Source organism: Virgibacillus xinjiangensis (assembly GCF_042643145.1).
Taxonomy (GTDB): Bacteria; Bacillota; Bacilli; order Bacillales; family Amphibacillaceae; genus Virgibacillus_O; species Virgibacillus_O xinjiangensis.
Map to the genome: position 1 here is coordinate 54354 of NZ_JBHRSA010000009.1, position 20523 is coordinate 74876.

General features: G+C 45.8%; 18 protein-coding genes and 1 other annotated feature. Of the genes, 2 read left to right on the top strand and 16 right to left on the bottom strand.

Annotated elements, in window-relative coordinates:
• Positions 1 to 31 precede the first annotated feature (31 nt).
• Positions 32 to 511: a glutathione peroxidase gene (locus ACFOGI_RS03695; RefSeq protein ID WP_390268589.1), complete on the top strand. Its 480-nt coding sequence runs from the start codon at positions 32 to 34 to the stop codon at positions 509 to 511.
• Between the two features lie 81 nt (positions 512 to 592).
• Here ACFOGI_RS03695 and proS read toward each other — a convergent pair whose 3' ends face one another.
• The 9 genes from proS to ACFOGI_RS03740 all read right to left on the bottom strand — a co-directional run bounded on the left by proS (position 593) and on the right by ACFOGI_RS03740 (position 10776).
• The gene (gene proS / locus ACFOGI_RS03700; protein WP_390268592.1) at positions 593 to 2032 is read right to left on the bottom strand and encodes a proline--tRNA ligase; all 1440 of its coding nucleotides are present in this window, start codon (positions 2030 to 2032) and stop codon (positions 593 to 595) included.
• Between the two features lie 97 nt (positions 2033 to 2129).
• Positions 2130 to 2356: a binding site (T-box leader), on the bottom strand.
• A 42-nt stretch (positions 2357 to 2398) separates the two neighbouring features.
• On the bottom strand, positions 2399 to 2938 hold the full coding sequence (locus tag ACFOGI_RS03705) for a GNAT family N-acetyltransferase (RefSeq protein ID WP_390268595.1): 540 nt from the start codon (positions 2936 to 2938) through the stop codon (positions 2399 to 2401).
• Between the two features lie 11 nt (positions 2939 to 2949).
• A complete protein-coding gene (gene thiD / locus ACFOGI_RS03710; protein WP_390268598.1) occupies positions 2950 to 3792 on the bottom strand; it encodes a bifunctional hydroxymethylpyrimidine kinase/phosphomethylpyrimidine kinase in 843 nt (280 codons plus the stop codon).
• 27 nt (positions 3793 to 3819) lie between these two features.
• Positions 3820 to 4305, bottom strand: a complete 486-nt coding sequence (locus tag ACFOGI_RS03715) for a DUF456 domain-containing protein (protein ID WP_390268601.1) — start codon at positions 4303 to 4305, stop codon at positions 3820 to 3822.
• A 57-nt stretch (positions 4306 to 4362) separates the two neighbouring features.
• Complete coding sequence (locus ACFOGI_RS03720) at positions 4363 to 5880, bottom strand: ABC transporter ATP-binding protein (protein WP_390268604.1); 1518 nt, start codon at positions 5878 to 5880, stop codon at positions 4363 to 4365.
• On the bottom strand, positions 5822 to 6649 hold the full coding sequence (locus ACFOGI_RS03725; RefSeq protein WP_390268607.1) for an ABC transporter permease: 828 nt from the start codon (positions 6647 to 6649) through the stop codon (positions 5822 to 5824). Before ACFOGI_RS03725 ends, ACFOGI_RS03720 begins: the two co-directional genes overlap by 59 nt.
• A complete protein-coding gene (locus tag ACFOGI_RS03730) occupies positions 6646 to 7635 on the bottom strand; it encodes an ABC transporter permease (protein WP_390268610.1) in 990 nt (329 codons plus the stop codon). Before ACFOGI_RS03730 ends, ACFOGI_RS03725 begins: the two co-directional genes overlap by 4 nt.
• Before the next feature lie 28 nt (positions 7636 to 7663).
• The gene (locus tag ACFOGI_RS03735; protein WP_390268613.1) at positions 7664 to 9250 is read right to left on the bottom strand and encodes an ABC transporter substrate-binding protein; all 1587 of its coding nucleotides are present in this window, start codon (positions 9248 to 9250) and stop codon (positions 7664 to 7666) included.
• Between the two features lie 137 nt (positions 9251 to 9387).
• Positions 9388 to 10776: a glycoside-pentoside-hexuronide (GPH):cation symporter gene (locus ACFOGI_RS03740; protein WP_390268616.1), complete on the bottom strand. Its 1389-nt coding sequence runs from the start codon at positions 10774 to 10776 to the stop codon at positions 9388 to 9390.
• Between the two features lie 138 nt (positions 10777 to 10914).
• On the opposite strand from ACFOGI_RS03740, the gene ACFOGI_RS03745 reads away from it, so the two are divergent.
• Complete coding sequence (locus ACFOGI_RS03745; protein ID WP_390268619.1) at positions 10915 to 12114, top strand: helix-turn-helix domain-containing protein; 1200 nt, start codon at positions 10915 to 10917, stop codon at positions 12112 to 12114.
• 242 nt (positions 12115 to 12356) lie between these two features.
• Here ACFOGI_RS03745 and ACFOGI_RS03750 read toward each other — a convergent pair whose 3' ends face one another.
• The 7 genes from ACFOGI_RS03750 to ACFOGI_RS03780 all read right to left on the bottom strand — a co-directional run bounded on the left by ACFOGI_RS03750 (position 12357) and on the right by ACFOGI_RS03780 (position 20287).
• Positions 12357 to 13835 (bottom strand): MFS transporter, encoded by a 1479-nt coding sequence (locus ACFOGI_RS03750; protein WP_390268622.1) that lies wholly within the window; start codon positions 13833 to 13835, stop codon positions 12357 to 12359.
• 253 nt (positions 13836 to 14088) lie between these two features.
• Positions 14089 to 15090 carry a Gfo/Idh/MocA family protein gene (locus tag ACFOGI_RS03755; RefSeq protein ID WP_390268625.1) on the bottom strand — a complete coding sequence of 334 codons (1002 nt, stop codon included), beginning with the start codon at positions 15088 to 15090 and terminating at the stop codon, positions 14089 to 14091.
• A gap of 164 nt (positions 15091 to 15254) precedes the next feature.
• Positions 15255 to 15737 carry a nickel insertion protein gene (gene larC / locus ACFOGI_RS03760; RefSeq protein ID WP_390268628.1) on the bottom strand — a complete coding sequence of 161 codons (483 nt, stop codon included), beginning with the start codon at positions 15735 to 15737 and terminating at the stop codon, positions 15255 to 15257.
• 3 nt (positions 15738 to 15740) lie between these two features.
• A complete protein-coding gene (gene larB, locus ACFOGI_RS03765) occupies positions 15741 to 16499 on the bottom strand; it encodes a nickel pincer cofactor biosynthesis protein LarB (protein ID WP_390268681.1) in 759 nt (252 codons plus the stop codon).
• A gap of 108 nt (positions 16500 to 16607) precedes the next feature.
• Complete coding sequence (locus ACFOGI_RS03770; protein WP_390268631.1) at positions 16608 to 18083, bottom strand: gluconokinase; 1476 nt, start codon at positions 18081 to 18083, stop codon at positions 16608 to 16610.
• 145 nt (positions 18084 to 18228) lie between these two features.
• Positions 18229 to 18999 (bottom strand): SDR family oxidoreductase, encoded by a 771-nt coding sequence (locus ACFOGI_RS03775; protein ID WP_390268635.1) that lies wholly within the window; start codon positions 18997 to 18999, stop codon positions 18229 to 18231.
• A 19-nt stretch (positions 19000 to 19018) separates the two neighbouring features.
• Positions 19019 to 20287: a lactate racemase domain-containing protein gene (locus ACFOGI_RS03780; RefSeq protein ID WP_390268638.1), complete on the bottom strand. Its 1269-nt coding sequence runs from the start codon at positions 20285 to 20287 to the stop codon at positions 19019 to 19021.
• Positions 20288 to 20523 lie beyond the last annotated feature (236 nt).

The following is a 20523-nucleotide window of genomic DNA, read 5'->3' on the forward strand; positions in this document are numbered from 1 at the left end:
GCTATTCTTTCCTTAAAAGGAGGGGGCTTAGATGAGCATCTATGAAATCTCTGCTAAGACCATCGAAGGAAAAGAGAAATCATTGGAAGATTACAAAGGCAAAGTTCTGCTGATCGTCAATACCGCAAGTAAATGCGGTTTCACTCCACAGTTCGAATCATTGCAAAACCTTTATGATGAATATAAGGAGCAAGGATTTGAAATTCTGGGATTCCCAAGCAACCAGTTCAAAGAACAAGACCCGGGAACGAATGAAGAAATTTCCGAGTATTGCAGGAGAAATTATGGTGTCTCTTTCCAGATGTTCAGTAAAGTGGATGTTAAAGGAGAAAACGCTCACCCTCTGTTCAGCTACCTTACTAATGAAGCAAAAGGGTTGGTGACGAACCAGATCAAATGGAACTTCACTAAATTTTTGATTGGCAGACAAGGTGAGGTTTTGAATCGCTACGCCCCGCAAACCAAACCAGAAAGTTTCCGAAGGGATATCGTGGAAGCTCTCCAGCAATAAACAGCACTAGCTGTTGGCTCTTTTGATTTTCTAGAAAAATGGAATGGACACATACCCATGTATCCATTCCATTTCCAATAGTTAGTATGCTTTTGCCCAATAAATCAATTCTTTTGCTTCTTTCCCACAACATACACAGGTCTCTGAGACGGTTTCCTGTTCAAACGGAATACAACGTGAGGTAGCAGTTGTTTCCTCTTTGATTTTCTCCTCACACGCCGTATCGCCACACCACATCGCTTTAATGAAGCCTGGATTTTCCTCCAGTTTCTGCTCAAACTCTTCCATATTCTTAGCAATACTGGTCTTTTCATTGCGATGGGCCAGTGCTTTTTGGTATAGATTCGTCTGTATCTCATCCAGCAGGGCCGGGAGGCGTTCCTCCAGTTCATCCAGGGAAATGAATTCCTTCTCTCCGGTATCACGGCGGACGAGTACTACCTGTTCCTTCTCGATATCCTTAGGTCCCATTTCAATACGGACAGGGATCCCTTTCATTTCATATTCATTGAATTTCCAGCCAGGCATTTTATCACTGCCATCGATGTCTACGCGTGCAAGGTTCTGCAAGCGATCGCGCAGATCATACGCTTTATCGAGCACTCCTTCTTTATGCTGGGCAATCGGTACAATCATCGCCTGAGTTGGTGCAATTTTTGGAGGGATGACCAGTCCGCGGTTATCTCCGTGAACCATAATCAATGCACCGATCAAACGAGTGGTAATACCCCAGGAAGTCTGATGGACATGCTGCTGCTCCCCATTTTCATCCAAATAGGTAATGTCGAAGGCCTCGGCAAATCCTGAGCCGAAGTGATGGGAGGTTCCAGATTGAAGTGCTTTCCCATCATGCATCAAACTTTCTATTGTCAAGGTGTATTTAGCTCCTGCAAATTTTTCTTTTTCTGTTTTTCTTCCCTTCACCACAGGGATTGCCAGATGATTCTCCACGACATCCGCATAGACATCGAGCATTTTATCGGCCTCTGCCTCTGCATCTTCATAGGTGGCATGTGCTGTATGTCCTTCCTGCCATAGGAACTCCAGAGAACGGAGGAATGGACGGGTGGTTTTTTCCCAACGTACAACATTGCTCCACTGATTATATAGCATGGGCAAGTCACGGTAGGAATGAATATTTTTCGAATAATACTCACAGAATAACGCCTCTGAGGTTGGACGGACAACCAGCCGCTCATTCAGTTCCTCTTCTCCACCATGGGTGACCCAAGCAACTTCCGGTGCAAAGCCTTCCACATGATCTTTCTCCTTTTGCAGCAGACTTTCTGGGATGAACAACGGAAAGGACACATTGGAATGGCCTGTCTCTTTGATCTGTCTATCCAGCTCCCCTCGGATATTCTCCCAAATGGCAAAACCTTCCGGCTTGATGATCATGGTCCCCCTGACTGGACCGTAATCAACGAGATCTGCCTGTTTTACAACATCGGTATACCATTGCGCAAAATCATCTTCCATGGCAGTGATCTTCTCAACAAACTGCTTATTTTTTTTACCCACGTTCAACACCTCTTATCTCAAAAATATGTATACCCATAACAGCTTCTCCAACTGCTGTAACCCTTACTTTTCGTGAACACAAAAAATCCTCCATCCGTAAAGGGACCGAGGTTGGTGGTACCACCCTTGTTTGCAGAACTGTTTTGAACTCTGCACACTCTAATGGATAACGGCCATGGCCGCGCAAGCCTTACAGCAGTTGCCTGCTTTTCCGGCTGCGAACTCAGAGGCAGGTTCCGATCCGTCTCTCCAGGAATTCGCAGCAACCATTCCCTCTCTTAGAAGAGCCCATTCTATCGTACTAATCCTCATCAGCGTTTCTCTTATAGTTCTTAATATATATTTATGTCACCGTAAAGTCAAGGTCTATCGGCCCACTACCTTTTCATATAAGGAAAATTCGCCTTCCGGACTTTCTGCATACCCCTTCCATGAAAAACCGGCATGCTGATAAAAATGGTTCAAGACTGGATTGTCAGCCACACAGTCAAGTCTTAGCTTCGCTTGTTCCGGGAGATTTTTGTCCATCCACTCAAGCAGTGAAGCCCCCAAATGACGACGATGGTATGCACTGGCTACAGCCAGTCGATGGAGGTAATAGGCATTGTCATCCTGTTTCATACCCCAGAGATCTACATCCCAATTGTTCTGTGTGGTGGACAATGTAAAGGTGGCAGCAGGATGGAATCCTTGGTCCAGCACTAAGTAGACCTTTCCGTCTTCAATGTCTTCCTTTGTATTTTTATCTTCCACCTGCTCCAGCAAGAAGTTCCACTGATCGATCCCCTTCCGATTCAGCCATTCCGCCGCCTCCCGAAGAATCTCGTGAACATGGAAAGTATCCAGAACTTCTGCTTGTCGTATCATATACACACCCATTTCGCTGTGTTTACCAATATTCCCCATAATATCCCTCCCTATTTCGGCATAGAGATGGTTTCTACCATAATCGGATGCGCCTCACCATACTTGCGCTCTGCCGCATGATATGTCGGCCCTACGATATCCGTATAGGAAAAGCTGTGTTCAATAGCAGTCGTCACAAAACTCTTGGCTGATTGTACAGCCTTCCCGACAGGTTTCCCTTTTGATAGATATGCAGCAATAGCTGCAGAATACGTGCAGCCTGCTCCACTTGTATTTGTTGTATCGATTCTCGGAGCTTTCAAGGTTGTGATTGTTTCACCATCGTATAGGACATCGACTGCCGGGCCTTTCAGCCTGCCGCCTTTGACGAGGACATTTGATGGGCCGAGTGCATATAATTCAACCGCCGCTTCCTGCAAGTCCTCTACAGTATCCAGCTTTTTTCCTCCCAACAATAGAGACGCCTCCGGCACGTTAGGTGTAATAATAGTTGCGCAAGGAATGAGTTCCTTTGAAAGAGCCGCAACCGCATCATCTCGAAGCAACTTGGAATTCATTTTGCCAATCATTACAGGGTCTACCACGACAAATTCAAATTGATGCTCATTTATCATGCGGACAGTAAGTTCAATAATTTCTTTAGTGAACAGCATACCTGTCTTCAGACCATCAGCACCCACCTGATGCATCAGTGTTGCAAACTGTGCTTCAATTGTTTCTACTGTTTGTGAATGGACATTGTTTCCTGTGACCGGATGCTTTCCGACAATGGCGCTTATCACACTCATCCCATAGACATCCAATTCCTGAAATGTTTTCAAATCCGCCTGTATTCCAGCACTACCACCGGCAGCAGATCCTGCAATCGTTACAACCCTAGGTGGATAACTCATATAAGCACACCTTCTTTCCAGTCTGTTCTACAACCATATGACGACAAAAAACCAGACAATCATGATGAATTGGATAATGACTTTGGCAAAAGCTCCTCCTAAAAATCCCAGCAGTGACCCAACGGAAGCTCGAACCGCTTCCTGTGCTGTTCTCTTCTGAACCATTTCAATAGCAAACACCGCAAGGAACGGGACGAGGATGATGCCGAATGGCGGATAAATAAAGGAGCCTATGATCACAGCGACTGCTGCTCCCCTTTCTCCCCATTTGCTGCCCCCGAACCTCTTTACAAAATAGCTGTTTGCCACTATGTCCGCTCCAATCAGAATGATCGTGAATATAGCCATAGCAAGCCAAAAGACCATGGTCAATTCTGCAGGATCCAAGACAAAATGAAATAGCAGGAACCCTGCCCATAATACGAGAACAGATGGGACAATCGGAAAAATGATTCCAGCAAAAGACGCAAGGAATAGTGCGATAATCAGCACCCATATAATAATATCCAGCATAGTAACCTCCTTTTATTGATATGTCATCATCCCTAACCTTTCCTGATAGAGAGTCTATCAAACAGTCAATATAGATTCATAATCAATCACCCTGGTGCTGATCCGCTCCAGCAGACTCGCATCATGACTGATGGCGAGTATACCAATGTTCCGCTGATATGCATGATGGAGCACCGCCTCCCATAACAGAGATTGTGTCCACGCATCCAGCATGGTGGTCATCTCATCAGCAATAATATATCTTACCGAGGGGTGGAATGCCCGTGCCACACAAATCCGTTGAAGTTCACCCCCAGACAATTCGCTTGGATATCTGTCCAGCCATTCTGCCCGGATTCCTAACTGCTTCATGACTTCCGGTTCAATAATTCCCGCTTCTTTCCATACTTTTTTCAATTTCCAGCGAGGGTTCACCGCCCGCTCTGGATGTTGCCAAATAAGCTGGACGGGATGCCCCCCCCGTTCAGGTACCGAACGTCCATCGACCATGACCTTCCCTTCCAACGGTTTCCTATAACCGGCGAGCAATTGAGCCAGTGTCGTCTTTCCTGAACCACTTGGCCCGTATAATCCAACGACTTCCCCACTCCCTATCGTGAAGTTCAGTTTCCTGAAGAGATTATGGGCTCTGTCATAACGGTACGTCACACCTACAGCTTCCAACGTATTGTCTTTCTTTGGCATGGAATCATCCCTGCGGGGAACAGGCGCGAAATCGTTTTGCGGAAGGGCCCTCCACAACTTCCTGGTATAGGCCTCTTTCAGTCTTTCTCCCTTCCCAGCGAAATCGGAAGCGAGGGCGGTTTCCACCGTGCGCCCCTCATTCATAATCACCAATCTATCAGAAATTTTCAAGGCAGTGGAAATATCATGGGTAATAAACATTACTCCTGCTCCGTTTTCTGCGATCTGTCGAATATGTTCCATCGTTTCCTCGAGTACCGCAGAATCAAGCCCGGGAGTTGGCTCATCCGCAATAACCAACTCTGGATCCGATTGCAGCGCGGTGGCTGTCAGAACTCTCCTTGCCATTCCACCCGACAATTCGAAGGGATATTTTCTGGCAAGATTCGCCGTCATCCCTACCCTTTCCCATGGTTGGACCGATACATTGCCTCCGCTCTTCCCCACTTGTTTTCCCGCTTTGATGAGCGGATTCAGGGATTGGACAGATTGAGGAATCAGTGCAATCTTATCCCCTCGGAACAAACGTTGCTTCGCTTGAGTAAGCTTCTCTCCATGATAAAGCAGTTCCCCCTGCGGCTGGGCATTGGCCGGAAGTATCCCCAGTATGGCATCTGCCAAGAGGCTCTTCCCCGAACCGCTGGCTCCAATGACTGCCACAATTTCACCTTTATGAATAGATAGGTCAAGTTCGCTGATCACTTGTACATTTTTTTCTTTCCATCCTCTGCTGTATTGTAAAAAAGATAAGCCAAACCCCCTCACTTCTAATAATGGGGTTTCTTTCAATCTGTTCATGACAGCCGCCTCCATTGATTCAAATCCTTCCCGGTCATTTCCGGCCATGAAAGGGATCCATCCATCTGCGAATATTTCTACCCAGTGTTTCAAATGCCGCCGCCATCAGCAGTAAAGATAAACCCGGGAAAAAGGCCAGCCACCACATGCCTGAGGATAAATACTGCATGGACTCCGATAAAATCACTCCAATGGCAGGCTGTTCCTCCGGCAGCCCGAAGCCGAGGAAAGTGATGGCGGCCTCATGCAACACAGCATGAGGGAAAAGCAGGATAAACCCGATGAACAGCTGTGGCAACAAGTGAGGAAGGTAGTGATGTACAACCATCCACCACCCCGGTTTTCCCATTCTTTTGGATATCTGTGTGTACTCCGTCTGCTTTACTTGCATTACTTCAGCACGCAGCACACGTGTCATAGTAGGCCAATGGGTAAGTGCCAGGCCAGCAGTCACCCCAATAAACCCGCCACCAAAAGCAAATGAGATCATCAATAGCAGCACGATATGGGGAATACTTAAGAACAGATCAACAAGAAAAGTCACAAGCTGATCGACCCATCTAGACCAACCGGCAAGAGAACTGAGGATAAAAGCAATCAAAGAGCTGGTCAAAGCGGCAATTATTCCCACAGCTAGGCTTAATGACAACCCTTTGACCGTCCTTGCAAACATGTCACGGCCCAGCCAGTCGGTTCCGAACAAGTGGGCATAAGATGGCCCCTGGTTTCTGGCATCCAAATCGACCCCTAGCTTTTCACCTCCAAGCAAGAATCCAGCAAGGACAATACCTGTCAAAAACACCCCCGTTAACATCATGATGGCAGCTGAACGTTTCCGTCTATTAAAAATATGGTTTCTCATCGGCTGGTCCCCCCTCTTTTTATACGGGGGTCGACTAGTTGGTAAATTCCGTCTGCTGCCATATTTCCCATATAAACGAAGATGGTACTAGCCAATACAACCCCCAAAAGGAGGGGGACGTCTCCCCCCAATCCTGCCTGCACAACTGCTTGCCCCAGTCCTGGATATGAAAAAACCTGCTCAGCCAATACCGCTCCACCGAACAGCTCTCCAAAAGAAGCAAAATGCAGAGACACTGCAGGCAAAAGGATATTCCTTATTCCATGACGCCTTACAAGTGGCAATCCACTTTCCCCACGGGCCGTGGCGAAACGGATATATTCGCTGTGCATCACTTCAATCAATTTCTGCCTGGTATGTAGTGCTATCCCACTCACACCGACAACACTCAAGGTCAGTGCAGGCAGGAACAAATGCTGTACCCTTTCGAATAGGGTGACGTCTTCCGCCAAGATACCTGCTGGTGTACCCAGTCCAACTGGGAACCAGCCAAGCCAAACGGCAAAAACCATTAACAAAACAAGTCCAAGCCAAAACGCAGGAGTGGATGCCAGCATAAAACAATACCACTTAATCAACCGGTCCACCCAGGTACCTTCTCTCATTCCTGCTATTATTCCTAACAAAAAGCCGAAAAGGCCTGAGAAACCCCAGGCCAGCCCCATAAGCGCAAATGAAGCAAGGAACCTCTCGGCAATCACCTCTATGACAGGGCTTCTATAAATCAGGGACATGCCCATATCTCCGCCCAGCATTGCCTTTCCCCATTGCAGGTATTGCTCAACAGGAGACTTCTCCAGGCCCCAATAAGCCTCAATCTCCTCCTGCTGTTCAGGACTGACCCGTGTCATTTCCGCACCAATATAGGATTGGACAGGGTCGATCGGAGAATGACTGACCAGCACGAATGCCAATATACTTGCAGCCACAAGCAGCAGGCAGAGCTTTAAAAGCTTATGGCCGAAAAATTTTAAGATTAATCCCACTACCTTTGCCGCCTTTCCATTCCAGAAATCAATCCGACCAATGCCATTGTGCAATGAAATCGGTAATCGGCCACCCATGTCCGTGCGGCTGAATTTTTTGTTCGCCGATCACCAGGTCTTCATCTATTAAATACAGATGATCCAGGTTTACTAGCCATGCCCATGGAGCGTCCCCTTGAGCGGCAACACCTGTTTCACCATCCCACTGTGCCTTTTGCCAGTAGTCATTCGCTTTTTCCTGGGAACTTGCAGTCAAGGCTTTATCCAGGTACCGATCTACCGTCGGGTTCGAGTAGTAATTCGCATTAAAGTAACCCATCCCCTGTGTTTCACTGCTGTACAGATTGTATAACTCAAGCGGATCATGGCTTCCCCATCCCATCATGACTGGTTGTGAATGCATCAGCCTTTCCAGCTCGCTCCAGCTTTTGCCTTCCGTCTGCACTTCGATACCAAGAGGAGCAATCATATCGGCAAAAGCGATGGACAAGGATTGACGAATCTGGTCACCACTCGGGTATAGCAGTGTGAAGGAAGCTTGCAGCTCTCCTTTCTCTCTGATCCCCTGCTCATTCTCCTTCCATCCTGCATCTTCCAACAGCTGTATGGCCTCTCCCATTCTTCCGTCCTCAACCACAGTATCCGGATTCCACCAAGGCAGACCGTCTGCAGCGGAGTAGGCCGGGGTGCCATACCCCTCAAGCACTCCATCGACTAGAGACTCCCGGTCAATGGCTATATTGATCGCTTTCCGTATAGCATCATCTGCTGTCACATCATTGCCAATCGGCAAGCCTCCCTCTGTCTGCTTACCTTCCGGAATATATGGGAACATAATCCCCCGGTTATCCACACTCTCCAAACTGACCAGTTTCATGCCATCCACTTCCCCGCCTGTAAAAGCAGGGGGAACAGCAGCGATATCTACATCTCCTGCTTTTGCTGCAGCATATGCTGCATCCTCCGAGAGAAACAGGAAGGTCAGTTTCTTGAATTCCGGTTGATTTCCGTAATAGTGTGGATTGGCAGACACAATGATCTGCTGCCCCTTATCCCATTGTTCCAATTGAAACGGACCAGAGCCGACTGGCCGCTCCTTATAATTTTCATCATAGGCGTGTTCCGGTACAATTCCTGTCGTAATCAATAGGTATATAAAAGTTGATTGAGGTTCATGCAGATGAAATTCCACTGTATATTCATCTACCACTTCCACTTTTTTCATGTTACTGAGATCGATTACCGACCCACTATCTTTCGTCTTATTAAAAGTGAAGGCTACATCCCCGGCAGTCAATGCTTTCCCATCGGAAAATACAGCATCCTCCCGTATGTCCACTTTCCACGTTCGGCCATCCTCACTTATTTCATAGTTTTCCGCTAAATCCTGTTCTATATTGAAATCCTTGTCATATTTCAACAGAGTGCTCTGGAAAAGCGGAGAACCATAACGCCCCCAGCCGGTAGTCGGATCAAAACCATCTTCCGGTTCACCGCCGATCGCCAACACCAGTTCATCCTTCTGCTCCGTATCAGTGGGGTCATCCTCCTGACCGGAACATGCAACAGTAAGTATTATTAGAATGATAGCCATCCATATTTGTATGTACCTCATTGTTGTCTTCCTCTCTCTCATGTTTTTCATTTTATAGTTTAACACAGCTTAACGCAATAACACGGAGGCACACCCTCTTTAGGATACTGCCATGTAAAAAGCCACCACCCCAAGGGTGATGGCCTCTTATATTCCTTCTATTGTTTTGCTGCAAGGTCTTCGTTGATTTGTTCGAACATTTTATCATTCAGTTTATAGCCGTACTTGAAGATAATGAAGCAGATGATACAGGAAATGGCTGGTACCAGCACCATCAGCACCTCTATCCCCGTCAGCGTACCAGGAGTCTGTTCAGCATTTGGAACATAGCCGATCAAGGAAAGACCAATACCACCAACAAACCCTGCAACTGCTTGGGACAATTTCCTCATAAAGCTGTACAACGAATAAGTGGTTCCTTCCTGCCTGACCCCTGTTTGCCATTCTCCATAATCAATGACATCGGAGATGAATGCCCACACAAGCATATTCGGTATGTTGATTCCGAGCATCCCGAGCCAAAGAAGCGGCAGTACGGTAAATGGCGTGGATGGCAATATGAATAACAGCCCCATTGCTGCTGCGCCCACTAGGAATCCGACCAGCGTCAATGTCTTTTTTCCTAAGATCTTCGTCAGTTTCGGAATAAACACAACCAGTAGGACGACAGAAACAATATTCAACATATTATAGACAGAGAATAGGAAAGGATTGTCCAAGTTATAGGTGAAGAAATACAATCCTACCGATTGGTTGATCAACATGGCCATCAAGATGAAAAAGGACATGAGCGAGAGAGATAAGAATGGCCCATTCCTCAGAATTCTTGTCACCATTTGAAAACTCATTTTTTCCGGTTTAGCCGATTGAACCGGCTTTATTCTTTCTTTTGTGTTTTTGTAAGTTAAATAATAGAGAATCAGGGCAATTACTCCGAAAATGGCTACAACTGCAGGATAGCCAATCTTCTCGGATGGGAACAAGGCAACCAGTGGAACGACCAGTATTCCAATAGAGAACATCCCAATTTGGCTTCCTAACCCACGGAAAGATGCCAGTGATGAACGTTCTACAGGGTCTCTAGTAATGACGGAAGCCAGAGAACCGTAAGGAATATTCACCGCCGTATAGGCCATACCAAACAAAATATAGGTTACATAGGCATATACAAGTTTCCCTGACTCAGACAAATCAGGCGTGATGAACAGCAGAACAGCCATAACCACCACTGGAATACCAGCCCACTTCATATACGGTCTGAATCGCCCCTTCGGATTATTACTGCCGAACCGGTCGATGACTGATCCCATCAACGGGTCATTAATGGCATCCCAGATTCTGGCCACCAAAAACAATGTACCAACTGCAGCCGCAGAAATACCGAAGACATCAGTATAAAACACGAGAAGATATGTGGTGACCATGGAAAATGTTAAATTGTTGGCAGTGTCCCCCAGACCATAAGAAAACTTTTCCTTCAGAGAGACTTTGTCCCCTCCTGTCGCCTCTTGTGCCACATGTTCCTCAGAGTGTTGAATTTTTTCCATATTTAAAACCTCCGTATACTTGCAATCGTTTTCATGGTTCGATTATAATAGATTTATAACATTTTTATAAGGACTTATATATCATTAAAAGGATAATTATAGCGTTTCCATGAAGCGCTTCCTAAAAGGAGTAGAAATATGGAACAATCTCACCTGGTTTCGGCAGCTATGAAACTGCATTATGTCACCGAATTGAATACATATATTCTTAGTGGAAAGGGGGACTTTCTTTTCCACCATGAAACAATCTCCCTCCCCTCTTTTATGCCCGGGTATGAACAGTCCGACATAGTGAATCTCCATTGGCAGATGGATAAGGAGGAGAGCAAACTCTATCATTATACGAACGAATGGGGACTGAATTATCTTGGACAACCATTTACTATGGACGGAGGCTATTCAGTCATCATTGGGCCTTTTCTGGATATGACACCGAATTTCTTCAGTCTTTCAAGAGAATTCAACCTAAGCAGCCATGAAAGTGAAGAATTACGCTCCGTATGTTCACAACTCCAAGTCCTATCTCTCGAAAAGGAAAATGGCTTTTCCAACCTCCTGCGTCAATTTGAACAACTTGCAGACGACTCACCTCCCACACGCCTTCAAGCGGAGAAAAGCGAGGAGTTCAAAGCAATCGAGAAAGATATTTCGGAAATGAATAGAGAGGCAGAACTCGTTAAGCTTCGATATAAAGTAGAAGGGGAGTTCATGTATGCAGTAGAACTTGGACAAAAAGAAAAAGCACAGAAACTGATAAACTCCAATAATATGCTATTCTCTTTTTCCGACCGCTTCCCAAACCAGCCAATTCGAAGAGTCAAAAACCTGGCGATTGTTTTGAATACACTACTGAGAACTGCAGTGTCCAAAAGTAAGGTGCCGTCCATACTGATTCACCGGTTGTCGGAAAAGTTTGCATTCGAAATAGAATATACCAATAAATTGTCCAAGCTACAGCAGTTGTACGACCAGATGATTGAAGAATACTGTGACCTTGTCCGGTCCAGCACATTAAGCGATTATTCGAACGTCACACAACGTGCTGTTGAATATTTAGTGAATTTCTATGATAAGCAAATCGATAAAAATGAACTGGCTGAGGTCTGCTTTACCCATCCCAGCCATTTGTCCCGCAAGTTCAAGCAAGAAACCAAGATGACCATTACAGGATATCAACAGATGCTCCGAATCAATAAAGCAAAATACCTGCTGATGAATGAAAGCATTTCCATCGAAGAAATAGCTTGGTTGGTTGGTTATGAAGATGCTTCGTACTTTACAAGAGTTTTCAAAAAGGAAACGGGTTACACCCCTTCCAAATATAAAAGTCTTCATTAATTTAGGGTTTATCGACTTAATGTTATTGCCAAACTTAGCAACCCTTCAGTTCATCATCCTGGAATTTGAACGGATGGCCATTAAAGGCCATTAAAAAAGAAGTGCTCCGAGATTTTTCTCCGAGCACTTCCTGCTACTGGTATGCTTATTTTAAAAGGACGAAGAATGACCGGCCTCCCCAATCAGATATGTTATGCTCATCAAACGAATAGAGCTGCCCCTTTGAGCAGCTCCATTCCTTGTTATACAATTTCTGGCAAATCCTTCTCGATCTCTGAATCCTGTTTCTTCTTAGCAATAGCTGATTGGACTTCTTCCATCTTTTTGCCATCCAGATGATAGAAATTCATGGCGACGATAGAAATCAGCCAACCGGCAATAGGAATCCCGAATGTAATGATCAATGTCATCACCAGTAAAGGCGTCGTCAGTGCTTCTCCTAGTTGTGGAAATTCATTTTGGTATCCAATGAATGCAACAAGGAACCCGACTAGCGCTGGTGCAAGGGAAGATACCATCTTATCGATGAAGGAAAAGATTGTTCCCATCATACCCGGAACATATCTTCCGGTTTTATAGGTTTCATAATCAGAGACATCCGCGATCATTGGAATAACAATCGAAGGCGTCAGTGTCGCTATCCCCATCCCGATGCTGTATAGCAGAAGGAAAAGTAAGGTTGTCGCACCCAGATTACTGAGCGATACTGTTGAAGGATCGATGACCAAAAAGAATCCGATCAGTATGCTGAATGAAATTACTCCTAACCATGATGCCTTTACCAGTGTACTCTTCATTCCGCGTTTTCTTGCATAATTAACACCAATGAAGGTAATCAGGACACCGGGGATAATCGTGATCATGGAGATCGTACCGCTTAGTGCATAGTCTCCCAGCATAATTCCAAAGAACATGACGGTCACTGGAGCCTGCCTCATCACTGAGGAAGCCAATTTGTCGGTAGAAGCGGATATTACCAGCATCTGCAACGGTCGATTTCCTTTCAATATCGGCCAATAATCACGGAACCTCGTATTCACGGTCAAATCGGCAAGACCAAAGAATTCTTTGCGGTCTTTCTGCCAAAGTGCGATGACAGCCAATCCTGTAAAAACTCCCGCCGCAATCATAACGATGGTGTTCAGTTCTGTAAAGAGCCCCATATTGAAGTCGCCATGTTTTCCGACAAGATAGGAAGCAACGTAGATTTGTCCACCGGTGAAAATGACAATGTTATAGACAGAGTCAAAGATGGAAAAGAGAGGACGCTGTTTTGGATTGTTCGTCAATACCGTCTGCGCTGCTTTAGTTACTGCTGTTTGCAACGTATAACCTACAATATAAATTGCATAAATCCCAATGAAGAAAATCATCTGGAAGGAAGCCGGCAATTGATGGGTTACATTATACATAATTAGAATGGAACCTGCTAAAATAATATTTCCGATAATCATTATCGGACGAAATTTACCAAATTTCGATTCCGTCTTATCAATGATAAAACCGATGATCGGGTCTGTGATACCATCAAACACCCGCATGAATGTAAGGATGGTGCTGACAATTACAACGGTCAACCCGGCAACCCCTGTTGCATAATAGGATACAAACATGAGTGCAAACATGTATAAGTTCGTTGCTGTATTGTTTAAAGCGAACAACCCTATCTGCCATAGTTTTGCTGAATGATAATTATTAGTTTCTATTGACGCTGTCGTCATGATAGATTACCTCCCCTTGGTATAAAAAAACGCTTTCATAATTGCTAAGACATTCAAGTTGCCTACGCTTCCTCCACCCCATTTACCCCCTTTGCCGAGTTTCGATTATTTTGTTCCCCAAACAAACTAATCAACTTAATATGAGTATATATGTAAGCGCTTCATAACACAAGCTTTTTTTTAAACTTTTCAGCAAGTTTTGCGGGTAAGATAAAAGCCTTCCCATACGCTGCTGTATGGGAAGGCTTTTATCTTAATGAAGCTTGACGGCTGACTGTTGATGGATGGAGGCAAAACAGGCATCGATCACACGCATATTTCCAATGGTATTTTCCCATGTATGAGCTGGTTCCGTTCCCTGAAGTACTGCACGGGAGAATAGTTCGACCTCTTCTTTATACTGATCCGCTTGAATAGTCTCCGTCCTGGTGGATCCAGTTTTCTCGACAATGACAAGCCCATCTCCCCCATTCCAATCCGGCCGAAATGCTCGTGGTACTCGAATGGTCCCTTCTGTCCCAATCACTTCATATTCTGCACGTTTCGTCCTGTCAAAGCCAGCATCAAAGACGCCACGTACTCCATTTGGAAAGTTCAGGAAGCCTGTTACACTTATATCCACCCCATATTCAGGGTCTGCATCAGCATACGCGTGGATCCACTCAGGCTCGGTCTGAAGGATGTTCCTCATTGCGTGCAGAGTATAGCAGCCGACATCATATAAGCTGCCTCCCCCCTTCTCAGTGGCCATTTTGATATTATTCTCTTTTTTCCCGAGATAGAAAGAAAAACTGGACCTGATAAATTTCACGTCCCCTATTTCCCCGTTTCCAATGATCTCTTTTACCCGATCATGCTGCGGGTGGAAATGATACATGAAAGCTTCCATGAGATGGACACCATTATCTTTACAAGCCTGCCCTATTTCTTCTGTTTCTTCTGCATTCAACGCTGCAGGTTTTTCAAGTAATATATGTTTCCCTTGATTAGCTGCTTCGATGGCCCACTTTTTATGTAAGTGATTTGGGAGTGGTATATAAACCGCATCGATTTCCTTATCATTCAACAATTCTTCATAACTGTCATAAACCTTTTCAATGTGGAACTGCTCGGCAACTTCCTTGGCTTTGCCGCTGTTGCTTTGGCTGGCGATCGCATTTACCACAGCATTCTCTGCACGCTGAAAGGCGGGAAGCAGTTCTTTTTGAGCAATTTTAGCTGTACTGAGCACTCCCCATCTTAATGATCGATTCATTCGTCTTCCTCCTATCCGTTGCGTATGTGCATCTTGTTATCAGTTTAACACCGTAACCAAAAAAATCGAAAACAGACCTATCCCATCTCATAATCCAGACATAAAAAAACTGTCCCCCGTTTAAGGAACAGCTCGAACTCACCTATTACTCCGCTGTTACAGGTTCACCACTCAGATTCAGAACCCACTCTCTGCCATACCTGTTGATAAACCTCTTTCAGCGGTATTCCCTCTCTCACTGCTATCTTTCTGCAATCCTCGAATTCGGGGGAACGCTGAAATACACGGCCATGATTAATGCCTAACTTCACCGTTACAGGCCCCCAATCAGTATCTACCCGAGTAAAAGTCCTCTCCATCCGATGCACGGTCAATGGATAATAGCGAATACCGAGAGTTGTGGTTTCATTTAGTACTATTTCTTCCATCTTCTCCAAGTCTCTACGCGCACACAGAAGCTGGAGTAGAACACCTGGGCGATTCTTTTTCATATAGATCGGCGTGTAAAAAACATCATTTGCGCCTGCCTTAAACAGGACATCCATCACATAGCCAAGCCATTCACCAGGAGTATCGTCCAAGTTGACCTCCAGCTTGATCATTTCTGTATCCAGATGTTCGTTATTGGGTGGATGTTCTCTTTCCATATGTTAATCCTCTTCCCTTGCGGACCTTGCCATCCGATCAATCATAACAGCGTTATAAGCACCGCCGAACCCATTATCGATATTCACGACACTGACACCGGAAGCACAGGAATTCAACATCGCCAATAACGCGGAGAGCCCTTGAAAATTAGCTCCATAACCGATACTTGTAGGAACAGCGATTACCGGCCGGGAAACAAGCCCCCCTACCACACTCGGCAATGCACCTTCCATGCCTGCCACAACGACAGATACCGTAGCATCGCGAATGGCTTCCACATTATCCAGCAGGCGATGGATGCCAGCCACCCCCACATCATAAAATCTGCGAACATCGCTTCCAAGAAACTCAGCAGTAACTGCAGCTTCCTCAGCAACGCGTAGATCGGATGTCCCTGCACATACAATAGCAATATAACCAGTATCCCCCATATTCGGCTGCATATCTTTCTTCCAGTAAAGAATGTTAGCCGTCTCATTATAGATGAAATCCGGCTGATATTTCAGGATTTCTTCGGCTTTTTCTTTCGCAACCCTTGTAGCCAGCACGTCATCCCCTCTAGACTTGATTGCATCCATGATGGATATGATCTGGGCAGCTGTTTTACCTTCACCGAATATGATCTCCGGAAATCCCTGACGTACTTTCCGATTATGGTCCACCTTGGCAAACCCGAGGTTTTCATAAGCAGCCAGTTGGTCTTTGGCCTCAGCTACACTTAATTGTCCGTCCTGGACTTTCTTTAATATCTCTTCCATGATTTACCTCACCTTTTAAATACCCCATGACAGGTTAATTCCTGACATGGGGCGATTTTTTAGCACAGATCGCTGGGCAGTTAAGCCCGTTCCATCACCCAAGCGCGTCCGCTATACGAAATGGATGGATATATCCTCAGCAATCTTCTCATATTTTTCATATATTTTCATGTATTTTTGGTGGTTTTCCATGTTCGGCTTCACTGCTTTTTCAGATGGTATGTTTCCCTTGATGGCCTCAAATGAGTCCACTTTTCCTACTCCCACCAAAGCCGTCCATGCTGCACCCCAGGCTGCGTTATGGTGGGTATCGGACAGATGGATTTCCTTTCCGAAGACATCTGCCATGATCTGCACCCACAGTGGCGATTTGGTAAGGCCGCCGTTCACGCTGATTTTCTTCGATTCACCCGCTATTTCCTCAAGAGATTTTCCGATCTGGTAAAGATTAAAGGTGATCCCTTCCAGTACAGCCCGTACCAGCTGGGGTTTCCGATGTCCGATACTCAGACCGTAGAAGTTACCCTTAGCATTCTGGTTCCATAACGGTGCCCTCTCGCCATTCACGTATGGGAGGAAGATTACTCCATCTGCTCCTGGCTCCACCTCTTCGGCAAGGGACGTAAGCTCATCGTGTGTACCTTGAAAATCCAGCAGGTCTTTCAGCCATTGCAAGGCAATACCGCCATTATTGGTCGGTCCCCCGATAATGGACGTGTCTTCGGTAAAGGCATAGGTGAACGTTTCATGCTTCTCGTTGACCTTTCCGCCGCGAATGAATTGGCGAATGGCACCACTTGTCCCGACCGACACATTCACTTCTCCTGGAAGAATGGAACCATTTCCCAGATTCGCCAATTGTCCGTCCGCCGCTCCGATCACAAGCGGTGTTTCTGGAGATATACCGATTTCCTCTGCAATTACTCTGTCCATTCCGCGGAGGACATGGGTGGGAGCCACGATTTGGGAGAGCTGTTCTTTCCTGATCCCAGCTATTTCCATCGCCTCTTCATCCCAAGCATGATTCTCAAGGTTATACATCCCTGTAGCGGAAGCCATTGAATAATCGATGACACGCTCACCATACCATTTTTTGAGCAGATATTCCTTCATGGATACATAGCTGGAGGCATTCTGATAACCTTCATACTCATTCTCTTTCATCCAAAGCAATTTATTCAATGGTGACATTGGATGGATTGGCGTTCCTGTCCTTGAGTATATCTCCATCCCTTTGGTATGCAACAGTTTTTCCGCTTGCGAACTGCTTCGCCCATCCGACCATATCAGCATGTTGGTCAGTGGATTGTCCTGCTCATCCAAGCAAATCAACGAATGCATGGCAGCGGATATTCCAATGGAAGTGAGTTCCCCCTCTTGAATTTCCGCCTCACTTGTCACTTCCTTCAATGCCTGTCTGCACGAAGCCTCGATTTGAGTTGGGTCTTGTTCCGCCCAGCCTGGCTGGGGGTGAAAAGTATCAATCATTTGCTCTGATTCAGCAACCAGACTGCCACTCATATCGAACAGAACAGCCTTGACACTGGTTGTTCCCAAATCCAAACCTATTACTAGTTCTCTTGCCATCTCTGCATCTTCCTTTACATAACATAATCTCTTAGCAAAACCCCATGAGCGAACATGGGGGTGATGCATCGCCTTCCATTCTATCATGTTGCCACAGCATGAGAAGAAAAGGCTTTGGATTTTCTACCAAAGCCTTCTCACCTACTTATATAGTCATTCCACCGAATCCGCCATCCACTCGGAGAAGCGAGCCTGTGACAAATCCAGATGCCTTATCAGACGCAAGATAAACCGCTGCACCTTGCAGTTCCTCCGGCTCACCAAAACGTTCCATCGGTGTATGAGCCATGATCGAATTGATCCGTCCCTCGTCAAGGATTTTCCGGTTCTGTTCAGCCGGGAAGAAACCAGGGATAATTGCGTTAACCCTGATGCCGTGCGGTGCAAACTCCTTGGCAAGATATTGGGTGACACTGTTTACACCGGCCTTGGAGGCTGAGTAAGTGAACACTCTGGATAAAGGAGTCGTAGAGGAAACAGAAGAAATATTGATGATGCTTCCTTTACGTCCTTGATCAATCATCCGCTTGGCAAATAATTGAGTAGTGAATACGAGGCCCCTAAGATTGACATCCATAATGTCATCCCATTCTTCCGGTTCGAGTTCCATGAATGGTGTGCTGCTGTTTTTACCTGGTGCATTCAAGAGCACATCCCAGCCACCGGCCCACTGTTCAATATCATCAGCAGCTTTTTCAATGGACGAAAGATCACTGACGTCTCCGACAAATGCTTTGGCTTCTCCACCAGCTTCTTTGATTTGGTTCGCTACTGCCTCGGCTTTCTCCATATTACGGCCGACAATGGCTACCTTGGCACCATGTTCAGCCATACCCTGTGCCATGGAACCTCCCAGTGTACTGTTTCCGCCGATAGCGACTACTGTTTTCCCTGTCAAGTCAAATAAGTTTGCCATTCCTAGTCCCCCTGTTTCTTTATTTTAGATTGCCCTCTTGATTGAATTCCATCTCCTGAGGCTCTGTTAGTTTCTCCATGCTGTCATGCTCCTCTACATGGTCCAACAATGCCTCGGATACTTCTATTTCACTGATTTCCAGTGTATTTTTGATACGTACGAGCTTGACTTTCGTAAAATCAAGAATATTGCAGGTTTTAATGGCCGCTTTTATCGCCTGCTCATCATTCGGGAGGGTGGTGGATATATGCGTCGGCCCCACCACTGTAGAAGTAAGTCCATTAGCATAAGTTGCCTCGCGGTCCATCTTATCGACGAGACGCTGTGTGGTGAAATCTGCAGTACCCACTCCATTGGCATTCCCTTCTGTCTCAGGTGTGAGGTCTAGGACCACCATCTTGGTTACATCAGGCCCACCATATGCATACGGAGTTGGATACCTGCCGGTTATATTCGGATCCATTCCATCTCCACTGATATTCTTGCCTATTTCATCGATTACGAGCACATCGATTTCCGGGATGTGGATCTGCGGGAGCATCTCTTTAGCCAGCTTTTGCAGTTCAGTTTCACGTTCCTCCACTTCGTCTGGAGCGAGAACTTCAATTTTGGTTACCTTGTCAAACGCATTTTCTACCGTGGCTACCGCAAACAGAATCGGCATCTTGGCCATGGTCATTTTGGCCATGGCTGGCACATGTTCCGCCATATGTTTGAATCCAAGCTGATGGCAGGCTTCCGCGCCTTTCTGCTTGCCAAGACCGATACTGATCATTTTCATAATGCCGCTTTCTACCCTGCCCCGGAACGCTGTGTGCGGCTTGACGCGGTTAATGACCACAATGCCATCAGCTTCTGAAGCAATTTTATCGACATAAACAGGAAGACCGTTATCCAGCTCTCCTACTTTGATCACTTCCATGGAGGAACGAATTTCAGCATTCACACTGTCCTCGGTAATTCCCAGATGCTCTAGCACTGCTTTTTGCCCTGGGCCGGTTGCGCCGCCATGACTTCCCATACAAGGAACAATGAATGGTTTAGCCCCTAATCCCTGAAGGAACTTCACCGTGACCTCTGTCATTTCGACTAGACGATCCATCCCACGGCTTCCAACGGCAATGGCTATTTCCATACCTGGCTTCACCGACTGTTTAATATACTCCTTGTCAAGTTCACCATTCAGTGAGGCTGTTAAGTCATCCACCTGTACCCGGTCAAACTCCTGCTTCACTTTAGCCATTTTCGGGAGCGGGATATCTTTTACCAATTCCTGAAGAATTCCCATTTCCACACACTCCTTTATAACCAATGCTTTATTTATGCATCGTACGTTGTTTATCCTATATTTCCCATTCCTCGTCATCTTAACACTATCCTACATGAAAAGTCAGGAAAATCCTTGTAATCCCTTTCAAAGACGAGAGTAATACAGGCTCTGATTCATCGTTATGTAGTTGCGTAAATTTGTTTGTTTACTAAACAAATTATTTATGTCCAGAATACCATTCTCTCATGCTGCGG